Annotated in this window: 26 protein-coding genes and 1 pseudogene; 16 read left to right on the top strand and 11 right to left on the bottom strand. The window is 62.8% G+C overall.

Annotated features, from left to right (window positions below; all coding sequences use genetic code 11):
- Nucleotides 1-121: 121 nt before the first annotated feature.
- Nucleotides 122-1,429, bottom strand: a complete 1,308-nt coding sequence (locus tag GSQ90_RS25240) for a tetratricopeptide repeat protein (RefSeq protein ID WP_158817737.1) — start codon at nt 1,427-1,429, stop codon at nt 122-124.
- A gap of 352 nt (nt 1,430-1,781) precedes the next feature.
- The gene (locus GSQ90_RS25235) at nt 1,782-2,366 is read right to left on the bottom strand and encodes a hypothetical protein (protein WP_158817736.1); all 585 of its coding nucleotides are present in this window, start codon (nt 2,364-2,366) and stop codon (nt 1,782-1,784) included.
- A 189-nt stretch (nt 2,367-2,555) separates the two neighbouring features.
- Here GSQ90_RS25235 and GSQ90_RS25230 point away from each other — a divergent pair, with 189 nt between their 5' ends.
- Both GSQ90_RS25230 and GSQ90_RS25225 read left to right on the top strand, forming a co-directional pair.
- The gene (locus tag GSQ90_RS25230) at nt 2,556-3,329 is read left to right on the top strand and encodes a caspase family protein (RefSeq protein ID WP_158817735.1); all 774 of its coding nucleotides are present in this window, start codon (nt 2,556-2,558) and stop codon (nt 3,327-3,329) included.
- A 497-nt stretch (nt 3,330-3,826) separates the two neighbouring features.
- Complete coding sequence (locus GSQ90_RS25225) at nt 3,827-3,991, top strand: Flp family type IVb pilin (RefSeq protein ID WP_210254981.1); 165 nt, start codon at nt 3,827-3,829, stop codon at nt 3,989-3,991.
- 292 nt (nt 3,992-4,283) lie between these two features.
- Here GSQ90_RS25225 and GSQ90_RS25220 read toward each other — a convergent pair whose 3' ends face one another.
- Entirely contained in the window at nt 4,284-4,769 is a 486-nt protein-coding gene (locus GSQ90_RS25220) for a helix-turn-helix domain-containing protein (protein WP_158817734.1), read from the bottom strand.
- Between the two features lie 98 nt (nt 4,770-4,867).
- Between GSQ90_RS25220 and GSQ90_RS25215 the strand changes: the two genes are divergently transcribed.
- Nucleotides 4,868-5,692, top strand: a complete 825-nt coding sequence (locus GSQ90_RS25215; protein ID WP_158817733.1) for a dienelactone hydrolase family protein — start codon at nt 4,868-4,870, stop codon at nt 5,690-5,692.
- Between the two features lie 145 nt (nt 5,693-5,837).
- Here the strand turns inward: GSQ90_RS25215 and GSQ90_RS25210 are convergent, their stop codons facing one another.
- Nucleotides 5,838-6,164: a hypothetical protein gene (locus GSQ90_RS25210; RefSeq protein ID WP_158817732.1), complete on the bottom strand. Its 327-nt coding sequence runs from the start codon at nt 6,162-6,164 to the stop codon at nt 5,838-5,840.
- A 198-nt stretch (nt 6,165-6,362) separates the two neighbouring features.
- Between GSQ90_RS25210 and GSQ90_RS25205 the strand changes: the two genes are divergently transcribed.
- Together GSQ90_RS25205 and GSQ90_RS25200 are read left to right on the top strand one after the other, a co-directional pair.
- The gene (locus tag GSQ90_RS25205; protein WP_158817731.1) at nt 6,363-7,346 is read left to right on the top strand and encodes a hypothetical protein; all 984 of its coding nucleotides are present in this window, start codon (nt 6,363-6,365) and stop codon (nt 7,344-7,346) included.
- A gap of 122 nt (nt 7,347-7,468) precedes the next feature.
- Nucleotides 7,469-8,272, top strand: a complete 804-nt coding sequence (locus GSQ90_RS25200) for a transposase (protein ID WP_246731767.1) — start codon at nt 7,469-7,471, stop codon at nt 8,270-8,272.
- Between the two features lie 495 nt (nt 8,273-8,767).
- On the opposite strand, the gene GSQ90_RS25195 is transcribed toward GSQ90_RS25200, so the two are convergent.
- Nucleotides 8,768-9,601 (bottom strand): SDR family NAD(P)-dependent oxidoreductase, encoded by an 834-nt coding sequence (locus GSQ90_RS25195; RefSeq protein ID WP_158817730.1) that lies wholly within the window; start codon nt 9,599-9,601, stop codon nt 8,768-8,770.
- Nucleotides 9,602-10,053: 452 nt separating this feature from the next.
- Here GSQ90_RS25195 and GSQ90_RS25190 point away from each other — a divergent pair, with 452 nt between their 5' ends.
- Both GSQ90_RS25190 and GSQ90_RS25185 read left to right on the top strand, forming a co-directional pair.
- Nucleotides 10,054-10,257 carry a hypothetical protein gene (locus GSQ90_RS25190; protein WP_158817729.1) on the top strand — a complete coding sequence of 68 codons (204 nt, stop codon included), beginning with the start codon at nt 10,054-10,056 and terminating at the stop codon, nt 10,255-10,257.
- Nucleotides 10,258-10,275: 18 nt separating this feature from the next.
- Nucleotides 10,276-11,451: a VWA domain-containing protein gene (locus GSQ90_RS25185; protein WP_158817728.1), complete on the top strand. Its 1,176-nt coding sequence runs from the start codon at nt 10,276-10,278 to the stop codon at nt 11,449-11,451.
- A 135-nt stretch (nt 11,452-11,586) separates the two neighbouring features.
- On the opposite strand, the gene GSQ90_RS25180 is transcribed toward GSQ90_RS25185, so the two are convergent.
- A complete protein-coding gene (locus GSQ90_RS25180) occupies nt 11,587-12,012 on the bottom strand; it encodes a universal stress protein (RefSeq protein ID WP_158817727.1) in 426 nt (141 codons plus the stop codon).
- 224 nt (nt 12,013-12,236) lie between these two features.
- On the opposite strand from GSQ90_RS25180, the gene ykgO reads away from it, so the two are divergent.
- The 3 genes from ykgO (at nt 12,237) to GSQ90_RS25165 (ending at nt 14,205) form a co-directional block, all read left to right on the top strand.
- Complete coding sequence (gene ykgO / locus GSQ90_RS25175; protein ID WP_158817726.1) at nt 12,237-12,362, top strand: type B 50S ribosomal protein L36; 126 nt, start codon at nt 12,237-12,239, stop codon at nt 12,360-12,362.
- Between the two features lie 133 nt (nt 12,363-12,495).
- Nucleotides 12,496-13,179 (top strand): hypothetical protein, encoded by a 684-nt coding sequence (locus GSQ90_RS25170; protein WP_158817725.1) that lies wholly within the window; start codon nt 12,496-12,498, stop codon nt 13,177-13,179.
- Between the two features lie 27 nt (nt 13,180-13,206).
- The gene (locus GSQ90_RS25165; RefSeq protein ID WP_158817724.1) at nt 13,207-14,205 is read left to right on the top strand and encodes an alpha/beta fold hydrolase; all 999 of its coding nucleotides are present in this window, start codon (nt 13,207-13,209) and stop codon (nt 14,203-14,205) included.
- Here the strand turns inward: GSQ90_RS25165 and pyk are convergent.
- The 3 genes from pyk to GSQ90_RS25150 all read right to left on the bottom strand — a co-directional run bounded on the left by pyk (nt 14,202) and on the right by GSQ90_RS25150 (nt 17,195).
- Nucleotides 14,202-15,635 (bottom strand): pyruvate kinase, encoded by a 1,434-nt coding sequence (gene pyk / locus GSQ90_RS25160; RefSeq protein WP_158817723.1) that lies wholly within the window; start codon nt 15,633-15,635, stop codon nt 14,202-14,204. The two genes, GSQ90_RS25165 and pyk, sit on opposite strands and share 4 nt — an antisense overlap.
- Nucleotides 15,636-15,786: 151 nt before the next feature.
- Nucleotides 15,787-16,203: a DUF1036 domain-containing protein gene (locus tag GSQ90_RS25155; protein ID WP_158818163.1), complete on the bottom strand. Its 417-nt coding sequence runs from the start codon at nt 16,201-16,203 to the stop codon at nt 15,787-15,789.
- A 104-nt stretch (nt 16,204-16,307) separates the two neighbouring features.
- A complete protein-coding gene (locus GSQ90_RS25150) occupies nt 16,308-17,195 on the bottom strand; it encodes a DMT family transporter (protein WP_158817722.1) in 888 nt (295 codons plus the stop codon).
- A gap of 170 nt (nt 17,196-17,365) precedes the next feature.
- On the opposite strand from GSQ90_RS25150, the gene GSQ90_RS25145 reads away from it, so the two are divergent.
- The 3 genes from GSQ90_RS25145 (at nt 17,366) to GSQ90_RS25135 (ending at nt 19,339) form a co-directional block, all read left to right on the top strand.
- Nucleotides 17,366-18,229 (top strand): N-formylglutamate amidohydrolase, encoded by an 864-nt coding sequence (locus GSQ90_RS25145; protein ID WP_158817721.1) that lies wholly within the window; start codon nt 17,366-17,368, stop codon nt 18,227-18,229.
- 72 nt (nt 18,230-18,301) lie between these two features.
- The gene (locus tag GSQ90_RS25140; RefSeq protein WP_246731766.1) at nt 18,302-18,571 is read left to right on the top strand and encodes a DUF2312 domain-containing protein; all 270 of its coding nucleotides are present in this window, start codon (nt 18,302-18,304) and stop codon (nt 18,569-18,571) included.
- A gap of 63 nt (nt 18,572-18,634) precedes the next feature.
- Nucleotides 18,635-19,339, top strand: a complete 705-nt coding sequence (locus tag GSQ90_RS25135; protein ID WP_158817720.1) for a 2OG-Fe(II) oxygenase — start codon at nt 18,635-18,637, stop codon at nt 19,337-19,339.
- Between the two features lie 15 nt (nt 19,340-19,354).
- Here GSQ90_RS25135 and GSQ90_RS25130 read toward each other — a convergent pair whose 3' ends face one another.
- Nucleotides 19,355-19,984, bottom strand: coding sequence for a septation protein IspZ (locus GSQ90_RS25130; protein WP_256366628.1), 630 nt, complete (start codon nt 19,982-19,984; stop codon nt 19,355-19,357).
- Nucleotides 19,985-20,032: 48 nt separating this feature from the next.
- On the bottom strand, nt 20,033-20,971 hold the full coding sequence (locus GSQ90_RS25125; RefSeq protein WP_158817718.1) for a CehA/McbA family metallohydrolase: 939 nt from the start codon (nt 20,969-20,971) through the stop codon (nt 20,033-20,035).
- 80 nt (nt 20,972-21,051) lie between these two features.
- Between GSQ90_RS25125 and GSQ90_RS25120 the strand changes: the two genes are divergently transcribed.
- From GSQ90_RS25120 to GSQ90_RS25110, 3 genes and pseudogenes are all read left to right on the top strand, one after another.
- Nucleotides 21,052-21,858 (top strand): molybdopterin-synthase adenylyltransferase MoeB, encoded by an 807-nt coding sequence (locus tag GSQ90_RS25120; RefSeq protein ID WP_158817717.1) that lies wholly within the window; start codon nt 21,052-21,054, stop codon nt 21,856-21,858.
- A 109-nt stretch (nt 21,859-21,967) separates the two neighbouring features.
- Nucleotides 21,968-23,386: a lipopolysaccharide biosynthesis protein gene (locus GSQ90_RS25115; RefSeq protein ID WP_158817716.1), complete on the top strand. Its 1,419-nt coding sequence runs from the start codon at nt 21,968-21,970 to the stop codon at nt 23,384-23,386.
- 189 nt (nt 23,387-23,575) lie between these two features.
- Nucleotides 23,576-23,820: pseudogene (locus GSQ90_RS25110) on the top strand (hypothetical protein); the annotation flags it as partial.

Genomic DNA, 23,820 nt, shown 5'->3' with positions numbered 1-23,820 from the left:
GTTTCGATGACTCGCGGCACCATCAAAGAGACGGTTTCCCCTGTCAACCGCTTATAGCCAGAAGCGACATAGGTTCATGGAATGCATTGTCGCTGCAACTTTGCGGAGCGCCAGCGGCCTTTCAGATCGTTCCGTATTTCGCATATTCGTCGGCGATGTCGGCCTGAATAGCCTTGGCGGCGGCGATGTCGGCGGCGGCGCCGGCCTGATCGCCTTTCTTCTGCTTGGCGAGGCCGCGCCCGTACAGGGAGCTCGCCAGCCTCGGATTTATCTTCAACGCCGCGTCGTAATCGGCGATGGCCTTGTCGAGGCGGCCGAGCCGCAGATAGAGGAAGCCGCGGGTGTCGAGAACGCCGGCGTTGTTCGGGGCCAGTCCGGCGCCGGTGTCGCAATCGACGAGGGCGCGCGGCAGATCGCGGTTGGCGGCGGCGCGCAGCCAGCAGCGGTTGTTATAGGAGGCGGCGTCTTTCGGGTCGATCTCGATCGCCGTTGTGAAGTCGGCGATGGCGCCGTCGAAATCGCCCTTGGAATTGTGCGCGCCGCCGCGGTTGTTGTAGGCGTCGGCGTCTTTGGGATTGATCTCGATCGCTTTCGTATAGTCCGCGATGGCGAGGTCGAAATCGCCTTTGGTTCTGTGGGCGACGCCGCGGTTGTTGTAGGCGGCGGCGTCTTTCGGATCGATCTCGATCGCCTTCGTGTAATCGGCGATGGCGCCGTCCAAATCGCCTTTGGCTGTTTGGGCGGCGCCGCGGTTGTTGTAGGCGTCGGCGTCTTTCGGATCGATCTCAATCGCTTTCGTGTAGTCGGCGATGGCGTGGTCGAAATCGCCCTTGGCGTCGTAGGCGTAGCCGCGGTTGTAATAGGCATGGGGGTCTTTCGGATCGATCTCGATCGCTTTCGTGTCATCGGCGATGGCGCCGTCGAAATCGCCTTTGGCTCTGTGGGCGACGCCGCGGTTGTCGTAGGCGGCGGCATATTCCGGATCGATCTCGATCGCCTTGGTGTCGTCGGCGATGGCGTGGTCGAAATCGCCCTTGGCGTCGTAGGCGTAACCGCGGTTGTAATAGGCACGGGCGTCTTTCGGATCGATCTCGATCGCTTTCGTATAGTCGGCGATGGCGCCGTCGAAATCGCCCCTGGCGTCGTAGGCGTGACCGCGGTTGTAATAGGCGGCGGCGTAGTTCGGATCGATCGCGATCGCCTTCGTATAGTCGGCGATGGCGCGGTCGAGATCGCCCTTGTTTTCGTATTCGATGGCGCGGTTATAGTAATCCGCCTTGGCGCGCGGAAGCTGACGGATCGCCTCGTCGCAGGCCTGGATCGCCGCGTCTCCGCTCAACATTGCGCAGTCTTGCTTCGCATCGGCCAGCGCCGCGGTCGTGTCGAGCGCCGCCGAAAATAACATGACCAGCGCCAATTCCCGCAGCATGGCGAACATTCCCCCATTTGCGACTGCGCCGGTCGCGCCGGCGTCTCGCCTGCGCCGGACGACGCCGCCGCCGTCAGCGACCCTGTCCTCCGCACCGGTCTGGCGCAACAGCCGATTACGGGCTGGAGCTTGGCAAGACGCCCTACCCCTTGTCGTGATGGCCGCCGTGGGGAAATCAAAGATGCTGCAACACGATGACCAGACAGGGATATCAATCATGGGTGTGCGTGATTCTGGCGCCAATCTCCACCATTGACGGCGGCGCCCATCAGCCGGCCTCTCGTCAAGGGCGCGCAAGGATGAAATCCGTAGCCTTGCCTCAGCAAGGAGGACGCCTTTGCGGCGCATTGCGCTATGCCGGAACGTCCCGCTCCGCAAAGGCGTCGACGGCCCATGCCTCGCCGCGTTTGATGTGGGCTCGCGTCACATCGAGCCAATCAGCAAGCGGCATCAATCGCAGACCATACGGCTCACACCACCCCTGGGCCTCGGAGACGAACGGCGCTCCGTCAGCAAGACGCCGCAGCACTTGGACGACATGGGTGATTCCGCGAGAACGGGGGTGATTATTAGCCCAAGCGCCGCCGCCCTGTCGCAGACCGACCGTCGCATAGGGCGGAAGGGTGTCGAGGGCAATCTCGTCGCCTTCCAGAAGCCAGCCGGATCGCCGTTCGAGTTCCTCGATCATGCGATCTGACCATGTGTCGATAGCAGCCACATGATCTCTGCCAAACCGTTCCGCGGCAAGCGGGCGATTGGCCGCCTCCATTCCGGCGCGGAGGAGCAACGCGGCCCAGCCGGAGCAATCGATAAACGGCGGATCGGCCTCTAGCCCCGCCGCTTTGATTCCGCGCTTATACCCGACTCGCCCAGTATAGCGATCGACGATCGCCCACATAGCGGCCCCGGAGGCATCGAGCCAAAGCGATTTGCTCATGTTTGGGCGCCCGTGCGTTGATCGCGGAGTTTAGGACGATCAGGGATCGCTTCCACCGCCAGAGCGCGAATTACGGTGTCCACGCCGTAGATGGGCCGTCTCACACGCGACGCCCATCGACAGGCCTGAGACCGCATGGCAACTTCATTTGGTCCGGCTCGTTGGCTTGGGCCTCATGGAGAAGACGCCTTGCGAACCCTTCTCGCGGCTTGGCTTATTTTGGCCCCTCTGTTCGCAGCGCTGCCGGCGACGGCGCAGAACGCGGCCAATCCGGCCGGCGGTTCAGGCGATGTCGCCGCGCTTCAGCAACGCTTGAGCGGCGCGGGCTGCTATGCCGGCCCAATCGATGGACTTCCCAGTGCGTCTCTGGACAATGCGATCCATGTTTGCCCCTTGCAGGACCCGCAGCTCCAGATCGAAACCGGGATGCATAGTTCAACAGACGTCAGCGTGCTGTTTCTCTCCGGCCACGGCCTGACCGACGAGAAGCTGATGTATTGGTTCCTGCCTTCGGACGCGACCGAGGATCAGGCGCATGGCAAGGGCCTGTCGCAGGACGATGTGAGCCGCGCGCTGAGAACTGCGCCCGGCAAGGTGATCTGGTTCCTCGACACCTGCCATGCCGGCGGCGCCGTGACGCGTTCGCCGGTCGACGTCAGCAAGCTCGTCAACACTGTCACCTCGCCCGAGAACGGCGGCCTTGTCACGTTCGCCTCTTCGAAGGGCGACGAGACTTCGGTGGAGAGCAGCGTGTGGAAGAACGGAGCTTTCACTCTCGCATTGGTCGAGGGCATCGAGAAAGGACAGGCGGCCGCGCGCGGCGACGACGCGATCACGGTCTCGACGCTTGACGCCTATCTTCGGCTTCGCGTGGGCAAGCTCACCAACGACGCGCAACACCCCAACATGCTGCGTCCGCCGCAGGAGACGGACTTCACCTTCGCCCAGGCGAGGACGCCGTGACCGTTTGGCGCTTGAATCAAGCTGGTGGTTTACGCCGCCAAGTTCGGCGAGCGCCAGGCGATGGCGAGCGCGCCCGATAGCGCTTCGGCGTCAAGAGGCGTCGCAATAAACTGCAAGCCTATGGCGTCGTTGCGGACGCTATCTCGACCCAAGCGCATGACGAGGACATTGTCATGCGCTTCAAAGTCGCGAATTCCCGCGAAAATGGGGGGATCGGAGCATGCTCAATCCTGAACAATCGCTGTTCAAATCTGCTGCTCCGACGAGCCTCGCCGGCTATAAGTCGACTACGGATTCCGTTGGATATCAGGCGCTTGACGTTGCGTCGTACCATTTAACTGCACTTAACTACACGGGAAGTTGAATTCGACAGTCCCGATTCTGCGCGCTCGCAGTAATCTCTTCGCAATGGGGGAAACATAATTCTCTCTCACTCATTCCCGAGGTCAGCCGATTTATCGAAACCGAATGAGCATTCCGTATCAGGAGCCAAGACAATGATCGCGTCCATCAAGAGGTTCGTCGCCAATGAGTCAGGCGCAACCGCCATCGAATATGCCCTTATCGCCTCGCTGATCGCCGTCGCGATCATCGTTTCGCTCACCGCCCTGGGCACTCAGCTCAATTCGACCTTCAACGAAGTTTCCGGCAACCTGAAATAGCCGCAGGCGACAGGCGACTTTGTTTGATACGATGCGTCGGCGATCTTGCTGCGGTCGCCGGCGCATCGGTTCCTACCCACAGTTCACGGGCTTACGGCGACTCCAGCCTTGCGCGGGAATGACGCGTCAAATGGTGAAATACTTACCCGTCAGCGTAAACCTGCTGCGGCATGACAAATGGGGAAAGGCAGGCTACCCGCGAGCCCTCCAGCCCATTGTCTCCAGAATGCGAACAAGGGCGGCCTGCGCTACGCGCATATCGGGAGGCGCGGCATCTGAAATCACGGCGCCGTCATTTCTCTTCGATCAAAGTTCGAGCGGCGATCACCGTCTCGACATCGCTTGCCTTGACGGCTTTGCCGCGCTCGTCGACGAGCGCGACCTTCAATGTCTGGCCGGATGACTTCGATTTGAGGGCCAGCGGCGGCGGCGCGCCCTCGCTCAGCCAGCGATCGCCCCACGCGGTCATGGCGATGAACGGCAAGCCGAGCGAGCGTCCCATCTCCGTCAGCGGATATTCGATCCGCGCGCGCTGACCGTCTTCCCGGTACTCGCGCCGCTCCATCACGCCGCTCTCGACCAGCCCGGCGAGGCGGTTGCTCAGGACGCTGCGCGGAATGTCGAGGTCCAACTGGAAATCATCGAAGCGCCGGAGGCCATAGAGCGCCGATCGCAGGATCAGCAATGTCCATCTGTCGCCGATCAGTTCGAAGCTTTTTGCAAGATTGCAGAGGGACGCCGGCACTGGCGAGCGGCGGACGAGCGGTGCGTCGGTCATGGCCAAAGACGATCTGAGTTGCAAAACTGGATTCAGGGGTTTATAGACCCTACATCCATATCACGGATTCAGAGTCGACGCCATCGGGGATCAACGCCATGCCAGCACGCAGCGTCAAGCAGGACGATCCGCTCGAAGATTTCAGTAACCGGGAAATGACGCTCAATGGCGCCGCCAAGACGGTCTATGGGGCTGGCGCCGGACCAGCCGTGATCATTATGACCGAGATGCCGGGCATCAGCCCGCGCGTGGCCCGCTTCGCACGATGGGTGCGGGATGCGGGATTCACCGTCTACATGCCCTCGCTGTTCGGCCGCGATGGCGCTGTGCCAACGGCCGATGAAGGCGGCGCGGTCTTTCAGCGCGCTTGCATGAGTGCGGAGTTCCGCGCCCTGCAAGGGAATGCATCCAGCCCGGTGACACAATGGCTGATGGCGCTTGCGCGTTTGGCGCACAAGGAATCGGGGGGTCCCGGCGTCGGCGCGATCGGCATGTGCTTCACCGGCAATTTTGCGCTGACGATGATGCTGGAGCCGGCCGTACTGGCGCCGGTGCTCGCGCAACCCTCGCTGCCGCTCAAGGAGCCCGCAGGACTGGAAATCGCGCCCGACGAACTCAAGGCTGTGCGCGAACGCCTGGATCGGGACGATCTCACCGTCCTCGCTTACCGTTTCGAGGGCGACAAAATTTGCCGGGCCGAGCGTTTCGCAGCCTACGCACAGGCTCTTGGCCATCGCTTCGACGGGCGGACGCTGCCGGACAGCGCGGCCAACACGGATGTTGCACCGTTCTTCGCGCGTCACGTGCCCTACCCCCACAGCGTCGTGACCCAGCATCTGATCGATTCCGCAGGGCAGCCGACGGTCAAGGCGCGCGATGAGATATTGGCGTTCTTTGCTCGAAGGCTGCGGCCCTCTGACTGAACGACGCCAAAGCGAGCGCCCGGTCTTGGCCCGCTGCTGGCGAGGCGAGGGTACGGCGATGGTGCATTTCATTATTTGTTCGCGGCGCGCCGACTGGAAGCGACAGCTAAATCAGAGCGTCTCATCGGCGGCGGAAGAAGCGCGGTCAGCGACTACAGCCCTCCGCTCGCTGCCGCATTTTTTGCAGCGCCGTTTCCATGTTCGCAATGATCTCGGGTCCCACGTTGCAATTTTTCTCCGTCGCAATTTCATCGGCGGTCGCATTAATGGTTTTGCCAGCCTGCCCACACCAGTCGGAGATGACGCCGGCATTTAGGTTGTTTTCATGCACGGCCACGTTGGACGCATGGGCGATGGCGGCGTCGGCTTTCATGCGCCTTACGCAGGCGGGCTCGCCGGCTGTCGCCGGCGCGACGAAGGCGGCTGTCATCCAGATGGCCGCAAGGCTCTTGGCAAAGCAGGAAATCGTCATGCGTCCCCCAATGAAAAAAGGCGCCCCGTAAAACCGTAAAAACGAGACGGTCTCGGGACCTTGGTCCAATTTACGCCGAAGTGGAAATCAACCACCGTGCGTGGGCGGTGCGCGGGATCGGTCTCGCGCGGATTGGTCGCTGATTTCCCCAAGGAACCAGGGGAGACGGATGGACAGACGATGGGATGGGGGGCGGCTATGAAGAGGTTGCTCAGGTGGGCAGGTCAGAATGGCGCGCTGGTCGTCATCGCCGGCGTCGTGATCGGTCTTTGCATTCCCGCGCTTTCGGAATTGGCCAGGCCTTATTTGGCCGTCGCCATATTCATCTTCACTTTCGGCTCCTTCCTGAAGTTCGACGCCAGGGCGATCGGCGGCGAAGTTGCGAATATGAAACGAAATATCCTGATGGTCTTATGGGCGACGTTTGGCGTCCCGGCGATCATCTTCCTGATCATCGTCATCGCGCGTCCCGGGCCCGAACTCTCGCAGGGTCTGTTGTTCTGGGCTCTTGCGCCAGCAAGCCCCGCCTGCGTCGCCTTCGCGGCGATCCTCAGGCTCAACATTCCGATCGCGCTGCTGGCGACCGTGTTGGGGACGGCGGCGGCGCCATTCTACATTCCGGTCCTCGCGTTGCTGTTGGGCGGGTATCATCTCGACATTGACCCGATCGCGACCTCCTTTGAACTCGTTTTGCTCGTGGGCGGCGCGTTCCTGGCGTCGGTGGCGGCAAAGCGCCTGGCAAGCGCGTTCATTGGTGAAAATCCGGAGGCCATGACCGGAATTGCGGTATTGGCGATGTTTCTTGCCGGCATGGGGTCCATGAGAGGGATGCAAGCGCATTTGCTCGCGCAGCCGCAGACCAGTCTGGCGTTCGTACTCCTGGCTTACGCGCTCCTCTTTGGCGCGGAGCTCGCGGGAACATTCCTCTTCTGGCGCTATGGCAGAGCCGCAGCCCTGACGGCTGGCCTGATCAGCGGCACGCGAACGATCACGTTGGCCTGGGTGGTGCTGGGCGACAAGGTCTTGCCGCTCGCCGATCTATTCCTCGCCACGGGAATGGTGGCGAAATACACGGCCCCCGGCCTCACGAAATGGCTGTTGGCGCGCATCATTGCATCAGGGGAGACTCTGTCTTCCGCACCGGCCCAGCGGTCCAGCTCCGCAGGTTCGTTGCAACCATGACCGCCTAAGGTTCGCTTGATTTTGCATCTTCCATCGCGCGGGCGCCCTCGGTTCAAATCGTCCCTCCCATCGTCCGAGGCTCTTGCCACACTTTGTGGCGCGGCAGGCAAAGGCCAGCGCAGTTGCATGCTGTCGATTCATGCATCAAGCCGCATTACGGCGACAGGCGCCTCATTCCCTCTTTCGGCTCGGACCGTCTGGGCGACGCCAACCATGCCCTCCAGCCGCACGCCGCGCCAGGCTTGCGCGGGAATGACGCGTCAATTGGTGAAATAGGCGCCTGTCACCGTAAACCCCATCACGTCACCCAGCGCGGCAATAGGCGTCAGAAGCTTTTCACGCAGCCCGGCGACTACGCCCTTTATCGCGATCTGCTCGCCGAGCGATGCGACAGGAACGGCGTCGCCTGCTGGGCCTATTGCCTGACGCCCAATCACGTGCACCTCATCCTGACGCCGATCGCGAGCGATGGGCTTTCGCGCGCGGTCGGCGAGGCGCATCGGCGTTATACGGCGTTCGTCAACGCCCGCGCCCGCGTCACCGGGCATTTGTTTCAGGGCCGGTTCGGCTGCGTGGCGATGGACGAGGCGCATATGCTGAACGCCGTGCGCTATCTCGCCTTCAATCCCGTGCGCGCAAAACTCTGCGCGGCGCCCGGCGAGTGGCAATGGTCGAGCGTGCGCGCGCATCTGAAAGGCAGGAACGACGCGCTCGTCGAGGTGCGACCCGTTCTCGCCGTCGCGCCGCGCTTTGGCGAACTTCTGGCGATCTCGGCGGCCGAGCAGGCGGAGCTTGCCGCCTTCGAAAGCCTTGGCGGCAATGGCCGCCCGATCGGCGACGCGACCTTCCTCGCCTTCGCCGAGCAAAAGCTCGGTCGCCGTCTGCGCAAGGCAAAGCCCGGGCCCAAGCCAAAATTGGTGGGATGAATGAGAAAGGGGATTGTATATCATGTCCCCGTAATACCGACGAAGCCACCGGCCATTCACGCGTTGCGGCGCGGGCTCTCCTGAGGCCAAGAAATACGGTTCGGTTTCCGGCATCGATTCACTGTCTGTCTCGCCCATCTCTCAAAACCCTCGACTTTCTGGGCAAAATCTTTGCTCCAAAATTCTTGATTATTTCGACCCAGAGCGATAGCGGCGCATGTTGGATAGCTGATATCAAGATTCCGAAAGAGCGATTCTTTCGTCGCACCATTTGCGAACCCCAGCCGTCATGGCCGTGCTTGTCACGGCCATCCACGCCGAGCCGCGTGTGCTAACGTCGCAAGTTATTTGTGACGGCGCGGCGTGGATGGCCGGAACAAGTCCGGCCATGACAGGAAGAGGCGGCTAGCGACAAGTCGAACTCATCGAGTCCTGCTATGCGGCGCCAGCGCCACCGGAACATCCGCATGCCGATGCCGCACCCGCGTTCCCCCCTCAATACGGCGTGTCCCCGCCATCCGCGCTGATCGCCTGGCCGCGGATGATCAGGGCGGCGTCGCTGAGGAGGAACGAGATCGTGCGCGCGACTTCGGCGGGCTCGATATGCCGGAGCAATTGCGAACTGACGAGTTTGTCGAACACGTCGGCGGGCGCGGCATCGACGAGCTTGCCATAGGCCACGGCGACCTCGCGCAGCATGTCGGTGGCGACGCCGCCGGGGCAGACACAATTCACATTGATGTCGTTCGGCGCGAGCACGGCGGAGAGCACGCGCGTCATGCTGATGAGGCCGGCCTTGCTGGCGCTATAGGCGAGCGATTCCTTGTGGCCTTTCTTGCCCGCTTCCGAGGCGACATTAACGATGGCGCCGCGCACGCCTTTGGCGATCATCGCCTTGGCGGCGAGCCGCGCCGCCTCATAGGCGCCGAACAGGTTGATGGCGAAAATCTTCTCCCAATCGCTCCAGTCGATTTCCAGGGGATCGGCATGGATGACGATCGCGGCGGCGTTGACGAGGCCGTCGATCTGGCCGAGCCGCGCCTCGGCCGCGGCGATCGCGCCGGCGATCGAGGCGGGCTTGGCGGCGTCGAGCACGATTGCAAAAGCGTTGGCATCGCCGATCGCCGTCACCGCCTTGTCGAGCGCTTCCTGCCGCACGTCGGCGAGCGCGACGCGCGCGCCCTCGGCGAGGAGAAGCTCGGCCGTCGCGCGGCCGACGCCGCCCGCCCCGCCGGTGACGATGAAGCCCTTGCCGGCGTGAACGGCGCCGGCCTGCCTGGCGCGCGCGGGCAAAGGCGCATGAGGCGGCCGCGTCGAAAAATCACCCATGGGTTGTTGCTCCTGAAGCGGTGGCGGCGGATGGCGCCGCCCCACCCCTAACCCCTCCCCGCAAGCGCGGGGAGGGGAAATGTTGGCGCCTCCCCTCCCCGCGGTTGCGGGGAGGGGGTGGGGGTGGGGGCGCGCGGCAGGCGAGCGGGCGAATAATTTCTGGCGGATTTCTGTTTTTCAGATTATGATGGGGACGGGAGCCGGTTGAAACGCCTCATCGGGCGTTATGGAGCCATTGTTCGCATGGAGGCATTTTTTTTCACCCTTGAGGACCTGTCAATGACGCGCCGGAGGCGCGCCGCCTTCGGCGATGGCCTGAAAGGCCATCATTGACAGGTCCTCAAGGGTGAAACACGCTCCGCCATGCGAAACGATGGATCACCCTCGACCATTCGCGTGTGAATGAGGGGGCCTGAGACAGAAAGAGCGAAGCGTTCGCAGGCGATCGGCTTATGGAATTCCAGAAATTTTATTTTTTCCCATTTTTCACTTGCAACCCTTTGAAATCGCTGAGTCAGGCCGCGAAAAAATTTGCAGGGCTTGCTTCCGATCTCAACAATATCAACAACTTAGCAAAAGGCCCTTTGACGTCATTCCTTGCCTTGGCGTCCCCGCCCGGCGTTTTGCAAACTTTCCGCTTGGCGCCTCGCCTCTGATCGGGCTTGATCGCGGCCATGTTCCTGTCCTTCTTCGCCTCGCTCCGCCAGGCCCATGTGCCGGTCACGCCGCGCGAATATCTCGTGCTGATGCAGGCGCTCGAGGCCGATCTCGCCGACTTTTCGGTCGAGCATTTCTACCATCTGTCGCGCGCGCTGCTGGTCAAGGACGAGCGCAATCTTGACAAGTTCGACGTCGTTTTCGCCGCTGCTTTCAAAGGGATCGTCTCGCTCAACCAGGCGGTCGAGCAAGTCGAAATCCCCGACGAATGGCTGCGCAAAATGGCCGAGCGGTATCTGTCGCCCGAGGAAAAGGCGCAGCTCAAGGCGCTCGGCTTCGAGAAGCTGATGGAGACTTTGCGCGAGCGCCTCGCCGAGCAGAAGGAGCGCCATCAGGGCGGCTCCAAGTGGATCGGCACGGCGGGCACGTCGCCGTTTGGCGCCTATGGCGACAATCCTGAAGGCGTGCGCATCGGCCAGAAGGAGGGCCGCAACCGCAGCGCCGTCAAGGTCTGGGACCGGCGCGATTTCAAGGACCTCAGCGGCTCGGAGGAGCTCGGCCCGCGCAACATCAAGATCGCGCTCAGGCGGCTGCGCCGCTTTGCGCGCGAGGGCGCGGCCGAGGAGCTCGATCTCGACAGCACGATCCGGGGCAGCGCCAACAAGGGCTATATCGACGTGCAATTGCGGCCCGAGCGGCGCAATGCGGTGAAAGTGCTGCTGTTTCTCGATGTCGGGGGGTCGATGGACTGGCACGTCGAGGCGGCCGAAAACCTGTTCTCGGCGGCGCGCGGCGAGTTCAAAAGGCTGGAGCATTTCTACTTCCACAATTGCCTCTATGAGAGCGTGTGGAAGAACAACCGCCGCCGCCATGCCGAGCGCACGCCGACGACCGAGCTCATCAACACCTACGCCAGGGATTACCGGGTGATCTTCGTCGGCGACGCCTCGATGAGCCCGCATGAGATCGCGATGCCCGGCGGCTCGGTCGAGCATGTCAATCCAGAGGCGGGCCATGTCTGGCTGGAGCGCGCGATCCGGGCGTGGCCGCGCTCGGTCTGGATCAATCCGACGCCGCGGCCGCAATGGACCTATTCGCAATCGACCGGCATGATCGCCAAGATTTTTGAAAACCGCATGTTCGCCCTGACGCCCGACGGCCTGGAGGGCGCGATGCGCGCGCTGACGCGGTAGGTTCCTTGGCCTCTATAGCGAGATGAGAATTGATTGAATCGGACCGCCATCGGCGACAGCTTCGTTGTGGAGCCATTGTTCGCATGGCGGAGCGATGGATCAGTCTCGACCGTTTCGATCAAAAGCCGTCACGCTCTACGGCCGCACGACCAGCACCGAACACAAGGCGTGGCGGACGATCGTCTTGGCGTTGGAGCCCAGGAGATAATCGCTCACAACAGGCCGGTGCGACCCGACGACGATGAGATCCGCGCCCCATTCGGCCGCCTCGGCGAGGATCTCATGATAGATGCCGCCGACGCGGACCACGCCCGAGAGACGCTCCTTGGGCATTTTGACGGCGCCGACAATGTCCTGCAGCGCCAGGCTCGCGCGCTTTTCCTGCTCAGCGTCGAAGTCGGCGGGCACATATTCCATGAAAGTCGCCGGCAGCAGAGGCTGGATATTGACGAGCCGCAACGAGCCGCCGCTGGCGGTCGCCAGCTCGACAGCCTGGGCGATTCCTTTGGGCGTCGGATCGGTGTCGGCCAAATCGACGGCGACAAGAATCTTGCTGAACATCGCCTTTTCTCCCCAGTCTGCCTTGACCAAACGCGTTGCCAAGCCGGCGGTTCCAACGATTGGAGCGCCCCAGAGTGGCGCTTGCCGCGCGGCTTTTCAAGCGGGCCGATCGGCGAGCGGCCCTCATTTCCGGCTTGATCGAGCGGGGATAATCGGGCATAGGAGCCGCTCGCAATTTCAAAGCCGTGGGTGACGCCCGCCGGCCGCAATCACCCGGGTGACCTATGAAAGTCCGTAATTCCCTTAAATCCTTGCGCAATCGGCATCGCGACAACCAGCTCGTGCGCCGCAAGGGCCGCGTCTATATTATCAACAAGACCCAGAAGCGCTTCAAGGCGCGCCAGGGCTGATTGACGCGTTCGAACGCTATGGGATGGAAGGCGCCTGACGGCGCCTTTTGTCGTTTGGGGCGCTCACCCGAATGTGACCCCTGACGCCGCGCTGGCTTTTGACCCGGCGGACGCGGCGGCTTAAACTGCCGCAATGATCGGTTTTGGTCGGGTTGTCTTCATCGCCCTTTTCGCTGCGGCCCTGAGCGGCCCGGCGTTGGCGGACGCCGGCGGCATCGCCGACCCGTCGGTCTCCCTCCCTGCCGCCATATCTATTGCCGTCACCGACCCTGGCGCGAGCGACGACGCCACGGCTCCCGACGCCAAGCCTGAACCGGCGCCGCCCGCGCCGACGCGCCAGCAAAAGCTGGACGATCTGTTCGCCCGTCTCGCAGCATCCACCGATGTCGCCGAGACCAATGGGCTGATCGCCGCGATCGATCGCCTCCAGCTCGAATCAGGTTCGAACACCGGTGATTTTCTGATGGCCCGCGCCATCGCGGCCCTTGGAACCCGCAATTTGCAGGTTTCGCGCGCGCTGCTCGACAAGATCATCGTTCTGCAGCCCGACTGGGCCGAAGCCTGGAACAAGCGTGCGACGGTGCGCTATCTCATGGACGACGAGCGGGGGTCGATGGCCGATATCGCGCGCGTGCTGGTTCTCGAGCCGCGCCATTTCGGCGCCCTGTCGGGCATGGGAATGATCCTGGAGCGCGGCGGCTTTAACGACGACGCGTTGCGCGCCTATCAGCGCGCCCTGGAAATCGCGCCGCAGCTCGCCTCGCTGCGCGCCGCCGTGGAGCGGCTGACCGCGGCGGTGAGGGGGCAAAGCCTGTGAGGGCGCCAAGGCGCCGCGCCTGATGAAATGACCGCTCTTTGGCCGGTTTTGTCAGCGCTTGCCGGCATCATCGGCGCGCTGCTGGTTTTCACGCATGGGCAGGCGCGCCGGATCGAGGCGCGCTTTCCCCCGGTCGGCGACCTCGTCGACGCCGGCCAAGGCCCCTTGCACATTGTCGAACGGGCGGCGGCCGGGCCGGAGCGCGGCATCGTTCTTCTCGCGCATGGCGCCTCGGGCAACCATGCCGATATGATGGAGGCTCTGGGCGAGCGGCTCGCGGCGCTCGGCTTTCGCGTCATCGCGGTCGACCGCCCTGGCCATGGCTGGAGTTCGCGTTTCCACGGGCGGGCTCTATCTTCCCCGGCGCGGCAGGCCGCGCTTATCCGCGCGGTTTTGGCGCGCCGCGGCGTGATGCAGGCCATCGTCGTCGCCCATTCCTGGGCCGGCGTCCTCGGGCTCGCGATGGCGCTCGAAGCGCCCGAATTTACGCGCGGGCTGGTTTTGCTCGCGCCGGTCAGCCATCCGTGGCCCGGCGGGGTGAGCTGGCATTATACGCTCGCCGCCATGCCCGGGCTTGGCTGGCTTTTCCGCCGCCTCATCGTCATGCCGGCCGGCCTGATCGCGATGAAGGCGGGCGTCGCCTCGGTTTTCGCGCCTGGCCAGCCGCCCGCCGATTACATCGAGACGACCAAATTGCCGCTGGTGTTGCGGCCGGCCCATTTTCTCGCCAATGCCGAGGATGTCGCCGATCTCAAGCCCTTCGTGGCGGCGTTGGCGCCGCGCTATGGTCTGATTCGCGCGCCGACCGCGATCGTCACCGGAGACAGCGATGGCGTGGTCTATACCCACATCCATTCGCTGGGTTGCGCGCGCGATATTCCCGGCGCGACGCTGACGATGCTCGAAGACGTCGGACATTCTCCCCATTATAGCGCGCCCGACAGCGTGATCGCGGCGATCCTCGAGGTCGAGCGGCGCGCACACGCCGGCGAGGCGGCGATGCGAACAGCCGAAAGCCCGGTCTAAGCCGATCCGCCTTCCGGCCCGATCAGCGCGATGCGCATGTTATTGGTGGCGCCCGGCGTGCCGAAGGGCACGCCCGCGACGATGATGACGCGTTCGCCCGTTTGGGCGAAGCCTTCGATAAAGGCGTGCCGGCAGGCCCGGTCGGCCATATCGCGTTCGTCGCGCGCATCATCCGTCACGACGGCATGAACGCCCCAGACCAGCGCCAGCCGCCGGGCGGTCGCGACAATCGGCGTCAAGGCCAGGATCGAGGAGCGCGGGCGCTCGCGCGCGATGCGCAGGCCGGTCGAACCCGACGCCGTCCAGGCGCAGATGACTTTCAGTTGCAGGGTTTCGGCGACATCCCTTGTCGCCACCGCTATGGCGTCGGCGCCGGTCCGCTCCGGGGTCGCGCGCTGCGAGGTGATGATCGAGGGGTAGATTTCCTCCGCTTCGACCTCTTCGGCGATGCGGTTCATCGTCGACACCGCCTCGAAAGGGTATTGTCCCGAGGCGCTTTCGGCCGACAGCATCACAGCGTCCGCGCCTTCGAACACGGCTGTCGCCACGTCGGACACTTCGGCGCGCGTCGGCACCGGCGAGACAATCATCGATTCGAGCATTTGCGTCGCCACCACGACCGGCTTGCCGTGTCGGCGGGCGAGACGGGTGATGCGCTTTTGCAGGCCCGGCACCTGCTCGAGCGGCATTTCCACGCCAAGATCGCCGCGCGCGACCATTAAAGCGTCCGAAACCGCCAGAATTTCATCGAGTCGCGCGATCGCTTGCGGCTTTTCGATCTTGGCCATGATCAGCGCGCGCCCCTGCACCACCTTGCGCACCTCGACGACGTCCTCGGGCCGCTGCACGAAGGAAAGCGCAATCCAGTCGATATCCTCCTCGAGGGCCGCGTCGAGATCCTTGTGATCCTTGTCCGTCATCGCCGAGGTCGGGATCGTGGTATCCGGCAGGCTGACGCCTTTTTTGTTGGAAACCCGGCCAGCGACCTCGACGATCGTAACGGCGCGTCCGTTTCCAGCGCTGGTCACCTTAAGCAGCACCTTGCCGTCGTCGATGAGAATTCTGTGCCCCGCCTCAAGCGAACTCAGGATTTCGGGATGAGGCAGAAAGACGCGCGTCTGCGTGCCCGGGGTCGGATCGCAGTCGAGCGTGAAGGCGTCGCCCTTGCGCAGCAGCACCGCGCCCGATTCAAACTCGCCAACCCGCAATTTGGGGCCCTGCAGATCGATCAATATGCCGATCGGCCGCCCGAATTGCTCTTCCAGCGAGCGGATCATCGCCACCCGTTCGCGCATGCCGTCGTGGGAGGCATGGCTCATATTGATGCGAAACACGTCCGCGCCCGCCTCAAACAGCGACGCGACAACCGCCCTATCCGACGAAGCGGGGCCGAGCGTGGCGATAATCTTGATGCGGCGCCGTCTTCTCATCGAACGCTTCCCTCGCAGAACCTTCTACCGACCGACTTACGCGACTGGCGCCCGCGCTGTCGACTTCAATCTGATCGGACGACGGTCTATCGCTTTTTCATGACACATTTGCTCAGGCAGGTCGCGTTCGCCCGGGGCGGCCGGACGCCTTTCAAGGGTTGGTGGGATCGGTAAGCTGCACCGTCCAGTTCTTGGCGTCCTTGCCGGTATCCACCTCAAAAAACCCGGTGCGGTCGTAGCCGCGCACAAAGCAATCCTGGCGGCCGTCGATTTTGAACTCGCGGTCGCTCGTGCACATAAAAGCCTTGCCCTTCCATTCGCCGCCGCGCTCGTCCATCGCATAGACGTAATAGAACTGCGCCGCCAACGCGCCGCGCACCAGCGTATCGCAGTCGGAAGGCTTCAGATTCCACCAGCCTTCGCTGACCCAGGCCTGGCCGTCGGTATAGGCCAGCGACACGCTCACCCGGTTGGTGGTGTTGTTGCACATCCGGAAATCGGCCAGCGCCGGCGCAGACTGGACAGCAGCGAACGCGCCCAGCAAAAGCAAGCTGATTTTACCGCTCATGACCACCCGGATTCGCGCCTCATCGCCCGCCGCCGCGCCATATTCTTCGCTCGCGTTCAAGTGTCAACTTGTCTATGAGCTAGCCGATGAAACATCCGCCCTCTCTATCGCGGCCGTGCAACGTAGATGCCGGCTAGGATCGCCAGGCCGCCTCCCGCCTGAACGAGCGTGACGGGTTCGCCAAGAATGGCCCAAGCGAACCCGGCGGCCGCGATCGCCTCCAGAAAAATCACCAATGACGAGAAAGCGGCAGGCAGACGACCGAGCGCCACCGCGAGCAAGCCTTGGCCGCCTGCGTGGCTGACCCACGCCATGGCGATGAGCGCTGCGACACCGCCCAGCGTTTGCGGCAGCAATTGGCGCTCCAACGCCAGGGCGACCGCCAGCAGCAGGATCGCGGTGATAATCGTCGCTTCGAATGTGACGCGCGCGGCTGAATTTCCGTCGCGCGCGGCCTGCACGGCGAGGAAATAAAGCCCAAAGAAAATGCCGGTGATGAGGCCGTAGATGTCGCCCAGCGCGCCGCTCGCGTGCAGGTGAAAACTCTGCGCGAGCAGCGCGCCGCCACCCAGAATGCAAAGGCCAAGGCCGGTCAGCACGCCGGCTGAGGGGCGATGGCGGAAAATCAGCCAGCCGAATAGGACCACCCAAATAGGCGCCGTCGTGGCGAAGAATGTCGCATTGGCTATGCTCGTGGTGACGATCGACAAATGCCAAAAAAACAGATCGCTGGCAAAGGCGAGGGCCGCCCAAATTGTCGCTCGCGAAAACCTGGCGATCGGCTGCGATTGCCCACGCTCGCTGATTCGCATCCAGAGGTAGAGCACGGGCAACGCGAGCGCGACGCGCCAAAAGGCGCTGGTGAACGGACCAACACCGGCCAGTCGCACAAAAATGGGCGATACGCCCATGGCGAGCGCGCCCAGGACGAGCGCCGCAAAAGGGGCCGCAATGCTTGCGGGCCGGCTCGCTGTCGACAAAGAGGGAGTCATTGAAATTCCAGCTTGCGACGCCAAAACTTTGTTATGAAGTTCTTTGTTTTGGCTCTGCTTCGTCACGCAAGCCGAGATCCGCTTCGCCTAGTCTCAAAAACCGATACGCGCTATTTAATCAAGCGAACGCTGTCCTTATTCTGGCCGCATCGCTCAAGCAAGTGACCTGCATGCACGCCTCCTTACAGACAGAAATCGGCAAGGTGGAGAATAGTTTCGCCCCTGTCGAGCAGATCGACGGGGCGTTGGACGCTGGCGTTATCGTGATTTGCGACCACGCGTCCAACGGCTTGCCCGCCGCTTATGGCGATCTCGGATTGAGCCGAGAATCGCTTCAGCGCCATATCGCCTATGATATTGGCGCGGCCTGGTTGACGCGCCGCCTCGCCCATCTTCTCGGCGCGCCAGCAGTCCTCTCCAGATTCTCGCGCCTGCTCATCGATCCCAACAGGGGCGCCGACGACCCCACCCTTGTCATGCGCCTGTCCGATGGCGCGATCGTGCCCGGCAATGCGCAGGTCGATGCCGTCGAAATCGATCGCCGGCGGGCGCAGTACTGGACGCCCTATCGTCATGCCGTCGCGCAAGTCGTCGACGCGATGTGCGCGACAGATCGGGCGCCCGCTGTCGTCTCCATCCATTCCTTCACGCCGTATTGGCGCGGCGCTATGCGGCCCTGGAAGGTCGGCGTCCTCTGGGATGTCGATCCACGATTGCCCGCGCCTTTGTTGCACGCCCTTGCCTCCGAGAGCGATTTGGCGCCGGCGCGCGAGATCGTCGGAGACAATGAACCCTATGACGGCGCACTTGAAGGCGATACGATCGACGACATTGCGACGGCGCGCGGTCTGGCCAACGCGCTGATCGAAGTGCGGCAGGATTTGATCGCGACCGAGCAGGGCGCTCAAGCTTGGGCCGACCGCCTGGCGCGCGTGCTTAAACCGATACTCGCTCGGCCGGAACTCCACATGCGCGCCGATTTTGGCAGCCGAGCGTCGGGCAAATTGCGTCAAGGCCCAGAACAACGGGGATGAGGCGCCTCCCGCGCTTGACGCGGAGCGCTGACCCGGCCATGGCTCCGGGCCTCGTTTTCACCTCAGGGAATAATGGACCAGGGCATGAGCACGGATAACGCCAGCACCGAGCACGTCAATGCGGGACATTTGCGCGCCTTCATCGAGCGAATTGAAAAGCTCGAGGAAGAAAAGAAAGCGCTCTCCGACGACATCAAAGAGGTCTATGGCGAGGCCAAAGGAACGGGGTTTGACGTAAAAATCATCCGCAAAATCGTCTCTATTCGCAAGCAAGATCGTGATAAGCGCCGTGAGGAAGAGGAAATTCTCGGTCTCTATCTCTCCGCCCTCGGCATCGAGTAGCTTGCCCGCGCGCGTTCGCGACACTAGATTGCGACCCCTGTTTAACATGTCTAGGATGGTTTGATGTCTGCACAACCCGTCGAAGCGACGTCTTCGCCTGAGCGCCTGAGCGCCGCGGCCGCCCGCGTGGCCGATGCTTTTGCGGCGTCGATCGCCAAACGCCAGGTCTTCGACGAGCCCTATCGCCATTTTCTGATCGAGAATTGTTTTCCCAAAGACGTGGCGGATGAATTGGCTGATTTGCCTTTCGCGGCGCCAGTGCTGGACGGCGTTTCGGGCAAGCGGGAGTTGCACAACGACCAGCGCAGTTATTTCGACGCCGCTGCGATGGCGCGGTTCCCCGTGATGCGCTCTGTCGCGGAGGCCCTGCAGTCGCGCCGGATCGCGCGCCTCATCCACGATACTTTCGGCGCTCCGATCGACGATACTTTCTTGCGGCTGGAATATGCGCAGGACATTGATGGTTTCTGGCTGGAGCCGCACACCGACCTTGGCGTGAAGAAATTCACATGCCTGATCTATCTGTCTGAGGGCGCCGGTCACGAGAAGCTGGGGACAGACATTTATTCACGCCGGGACCGCCATTTCGGCTCGTCGCCGTTCAAACGCGGCGGCGCTATGATTTTTGTGCCCGGCGACAATACCTGGCACGGCTTCGAGAAACGGCCGATCGATGGCGTGCGCCGTTCGGTGATTTTGAATTATGTCACGCATGACTGGCGCGCGCGCGAGCAATTGTCGTATCCCGATACGACGATTCGGCTCTAAGGCGCTCGGGACAAATCAAGCGCCGACTTTGCGTTCTGGCGCTTCTGGCAACAGCCCCAGTCGCCGGCACACCATGAATAGTCGTCGCCCCTGCGTTACGCTGAGAGCGATCATGAGAGCTAGGCTGGCGCTGCCGAGGACGGAACGCAGCGCCATCGCCTCGGTCAACGGCATGATCAGGCCAAGCCAATAATAGAAGGCGGCCTTGATGAAAAAATAGACCGCCCAGAGCAGCGTAAAAAGCTGAAAGAACCGCCTGACGTCGGCGCCTTCCGGGAAGGTCATGTTTCGTTGTTTTTCCGACAATTCCTGGAGCATCGGTTTCGCGCCGCGGGCGCCGATGACGAATGCTGCGCCGGTCGCGATATTGGTGATCACGGATTCGTATTTCAGCATGAATGGCGTAACGGCGACGAGATCGATCGCGCCGAACATCACGGTGAGTGTGCTCGAAAATATATAAAGACGCGTCACCGGGATGCGGCGGCTATAGCGCCATAGGGCGTCCGCGATGATGTAGGCGACCGAGCCGGCGATCGCCGCTTTCGCGCCGAACGACAGCGCCAGCACCCAGAATATGATCAAAGGACCAAATTCTAACAATACAAACCGCAAGTGGGGCGCAAGACGCGAAAGAAAATTCATTTCGGCATCCTAGCATCGTCGTCCAAATGTGGCGCCATCGGCATGGCGTCACCCCAAGTCATCCACCCAGATCGGGTTAGTCCAGGCGCGTCGTCCCGCCGCATCGATGATCGTGGCGCGAACCCATGTCGCCGGAGCGTCTTTGGCGCGATTGTTCTGACCGACTTGGGTGAGATCGAAAGTCGCGCCGGTGATCTGCCTCCCTATTTTGACGAGCGCGCGAGAAGTGCCCGTCGTCAATGTTATCGCCTGCACCGGCGAGCAGTCGATCGATGCTTCGTTGGCGTCGAAAGACAAATCATGGATGCGCGGGCCCTGGCTTGAATAGAAACTCCCGGCCTTGAGCGCTTCCAGCAAAGCTTCCGGCTCCAGGCTTTCCGCCTTCACCTCAACGAAGCCGCCAAAAGCGTCGTAGTCGCCGTGGCGGAAATGCGCATCGTCGGTGGCGATCGCCGTCAGGCGATGACCCTCGTTGAGCAACTGGTCCATCAGATAGAATCCGTCGCCGCGGTCGTTCTCGACGGCGCAGCCGTGGTTGTAGATCTCAACGGCGTGGGCGCTGGCGAGCGCACGCCCGTCCTCGATCGTCAATTGCGACCAGGCGGGATGAGCGATCGCCACAAAAGCGCCGTTCGCCCGCGCCCGCGCGGCAAGCTCCGGCCCGCTTTCTCCCGGCGCTGGCGCGGCAAAATCGAGCGGTAGACCGGCGGCGACGATATGCCAGAGTTCGCCCACTTTGGTCGCCGGCGCATGAAGTTCGGCGCCGATCAACGTAGTGAAATTGTTGGAGCGCCAGCGCCGCGTGTCGGCGATCGGCCAATTGTAGCGTTCCATGAAGTGATCGGAGAGTTGGATGAAATCGTAGCCGGCGCTTTTATAGGCTTCGATCACTTGTCCGGGCGCGAGCGCGCCATCGGACAGGTTGGAATGGGTGTGCAAATTGCCCCGCCAAAAACGGCCCGGCGTTGAGAAGGGCGCAATGCTCATATTTTCTGTCTTTCTCGATAGGCGTGTCGCCGATGCGATCATTGATTGTAGCGGGCGATCGCGGCTAGATTGACGCCAGAATGAAACTTTCAAGCGATGAGATCGAGCGTTATTCTCGCCAAATCGTGCTTCGCGGCGTTGGCGGGCCTGGGCAGAACAAGCTCAAGGCGGCGCGGGTGATGGCGATAGGAGCGGGCGGGCTCGGTTCGCCGCTGCTGCAATATCTGGCTGGCGCGGGGGTCGGCGAAATCGCCATCGTCGACGACGATCGCGTGTCGCTGTCCAACCTTCATCGCCAAGTGTTGCATTCGACGGGCGATATCGGGCGCCTGAAGGTCGACAGCGCGCAAGAGGCGCTGGCCCGGCTCAACCCGTATGTGCAAGTGGAAAAGATCGTCAAGCGCCTCGACGAGGCGAACGCCCGCGCGCTCGTCGCCAGCTACGATGTGGTCGTCGACGGTTCCGATAATTTTGCGACCCGTTATGCCGTTTCCGACGCCTGTTTTTTCGAGCGCCGGCCGCTGGTCAGCGCGGCGATCGGCGAGTTCGACGGTTCGCTGACCATGCTCAAGCCGTACGAGCGCAACCGCGAGGGCGCGCCGAACCCGACCTATCGCTGTCTTTTTCCCGAGGCGCCGCCGCCCGGGACCGTTCCGGCCTGCGCGGAAGCCGGCGTGCTGGGGGCGCTCGGCGGCGTTCTTGGGTCGCTGATGGCGCTCGAAGTCATCCGGGAAATCGTCGGCGGTTTCGGCGATGGCGATCTTGGCCTCCTTGGCCGGCTGTTGCTGGTGGACGCGCGCGCAATGCGTTTCGAGACGCTGACCTATGCCTGGGATGAGAATAATCCGCTCAGCGGACGAGGAGCGCCGGGCGCGCTGACGCTGTGACGCGTAGCAAGACTTTCTTATCGCCGATCGGCTAATACAAGCCATTCCGATCCAGTAAAACTGGACTGGCGCCGGGGCGAAGCCGCCTTGCGCGAACTGGATTTGACCGATGGTTGTCGGGTTTGCCTTCGCTTCGAACGCTTTGTTCAATTTCCTCGTCGGGTTGCTTGTCGCCAAATTTCTCGGGCCGGCGGAATTCGGCCGTTTCGCGATCGCCACGGCGACGGCTGTCCTCATTAACACCGCGGGTTTCGACTGGATCCGGCTTTCGGCCGTGCGTTTCTATTCCGCGCGCACGCGCAGCGACCGTCCCGAAGTGCGCGCCACGCTCGACGCCGGATTTGCGGCGCTGGTGGCGATCGCGAGCCTCGCCGCTGTCGCCCTGAGCTTTTCCGGACTTAAGCTGCCCCTCACGCCCGGTTTGCTGCTGATGGCGGGCGCGACGGCGGTGTTCAGCGCCCTTTACGATTATCGCACCGCGCTCGCTCGCGCCCGGTTCCACGACGGCGCCTATGCGCGCACGATCATCGTCAAGAATATTCTCGGCCTGGCGCTCACGGTCGGCGGCGCCTGGTGGTTCGCCTCGGCGCCGATCGCTTTGGCCGGCATGTGTCTAAGCGTCGCGGGCGCCCTGCTGAGTTCCTGGCGCACGTTGCGGGACGCGGGCGCGTTTGTGACCAACGGGCGACGCGCCCTCGCTCTCGAATATATGGCCTATGGCCTGCCGCTCATCGGCGCTTCGATCCTGTTCCAGCTCATTCCGCTCGCCAACCGGCTCATCGTCAGCGCCCTCTATGGATTTGGCGAAACGGGCCAATTTTCCCTGGCCAATGATCTGGGCGTTCGCATTCTCGGCGCGATCGCCTCGACATTCGACGTGCTGCTGTTTCAGCTCGCGGTAAGGGCCGACGAAACGCACGGCGCCGAGGGGGCTGGGGCGCAACTCGCCGAAAATATGAGCGTGATGTTCGCAGTGATATTGCCGACGACCGTTGGGCTCTGGGTGGCTTTGCCGAGCTTTCAGGCGCTGATCGTCCCTGAAGCGTTTCGCGGTCCTTTCGCCTTCTATTTGACTGCGATGTTGCCAGGACTGTTCTGCTACGCGCTGCTGCAATATGCAGTGGCGCCGATATTTCAGATCGGCAAACGCACCGCGCCGATGATCGCCTCGGCGCTGGCGGCCTGCGCGGTCGACGTCGTTCTGCTGGCCGCGCTGCCGCATGGCGCCGATGGTTATTGGCTCGCGCTGTCCCAAACGGGCGCTTTGACCGTCGGCCTGATCGTCGGTCTGGCGCTGGCGGCGGCGACAAAACCCATGTGGCCGAGCGCTCTGGACATTCTGTCGACGCTCGTCGCGACCGCCGCGATGGCGGTCGCGGTTCTGCCGCTGCGCATGCAGCCGCCCGGGCTGCTGATCCTCGTCGCGCAGGTTGGTCTTGGCGGATTGGTCTATGGCGCGGCGGCCTATGCCCTGAATGTCGGGAGGTTTCGCACGAAGATCGCCGGCATGGTCAGGTCGCGCGCCTAACGCCCTGCTAATAAAGCATTCACCGCGTTTGCTCATAGAAATTTCAGGATGATTTCTAAGCTTGTGTTTACTTTGCCGGACGCGTCACGTTCCAATAACCATCACGTCTAAATTGCATATTCGACAATTAATATTCGCGTATGATTGACCCCGCCGGGCTCTGAGAGCCGCGGCTTCGGGAATGCGATCATGCGACGCGAAGTTCGGACTTTCATCCCAGGAGCGGCGACGCTCCTTCCTGTCATGCTGGCGGTTGCAGCTCTGGCGTCGGGCGCCCCGGCGGCGCGCGCCGCGCAAGACCCTTTGGTCATTCCCGGCATCTCGCCCGAGCAGATGGCGCGGCCGGTCGTGCGGATGGATCAGCGGCCGGCGCCGCGCCCCGGCGCCTATGGCGGCGGGTTCATCGACTATCTCGTCACCGGCTATACCGGCTC

The sequence above is a fragment of the Methylocapsa sp. S129 genome (assembly GCF_009765995.1).
Taxonomy (GTDB): Bacteria; Pseudomonadota; Alphaproteobacteria; order Rhizobiales; family Beijerinckiaceae; genus Roseiarcus.
This window is presented reverse-complemented; position numbering and strand designations above follow the sequence as displayed.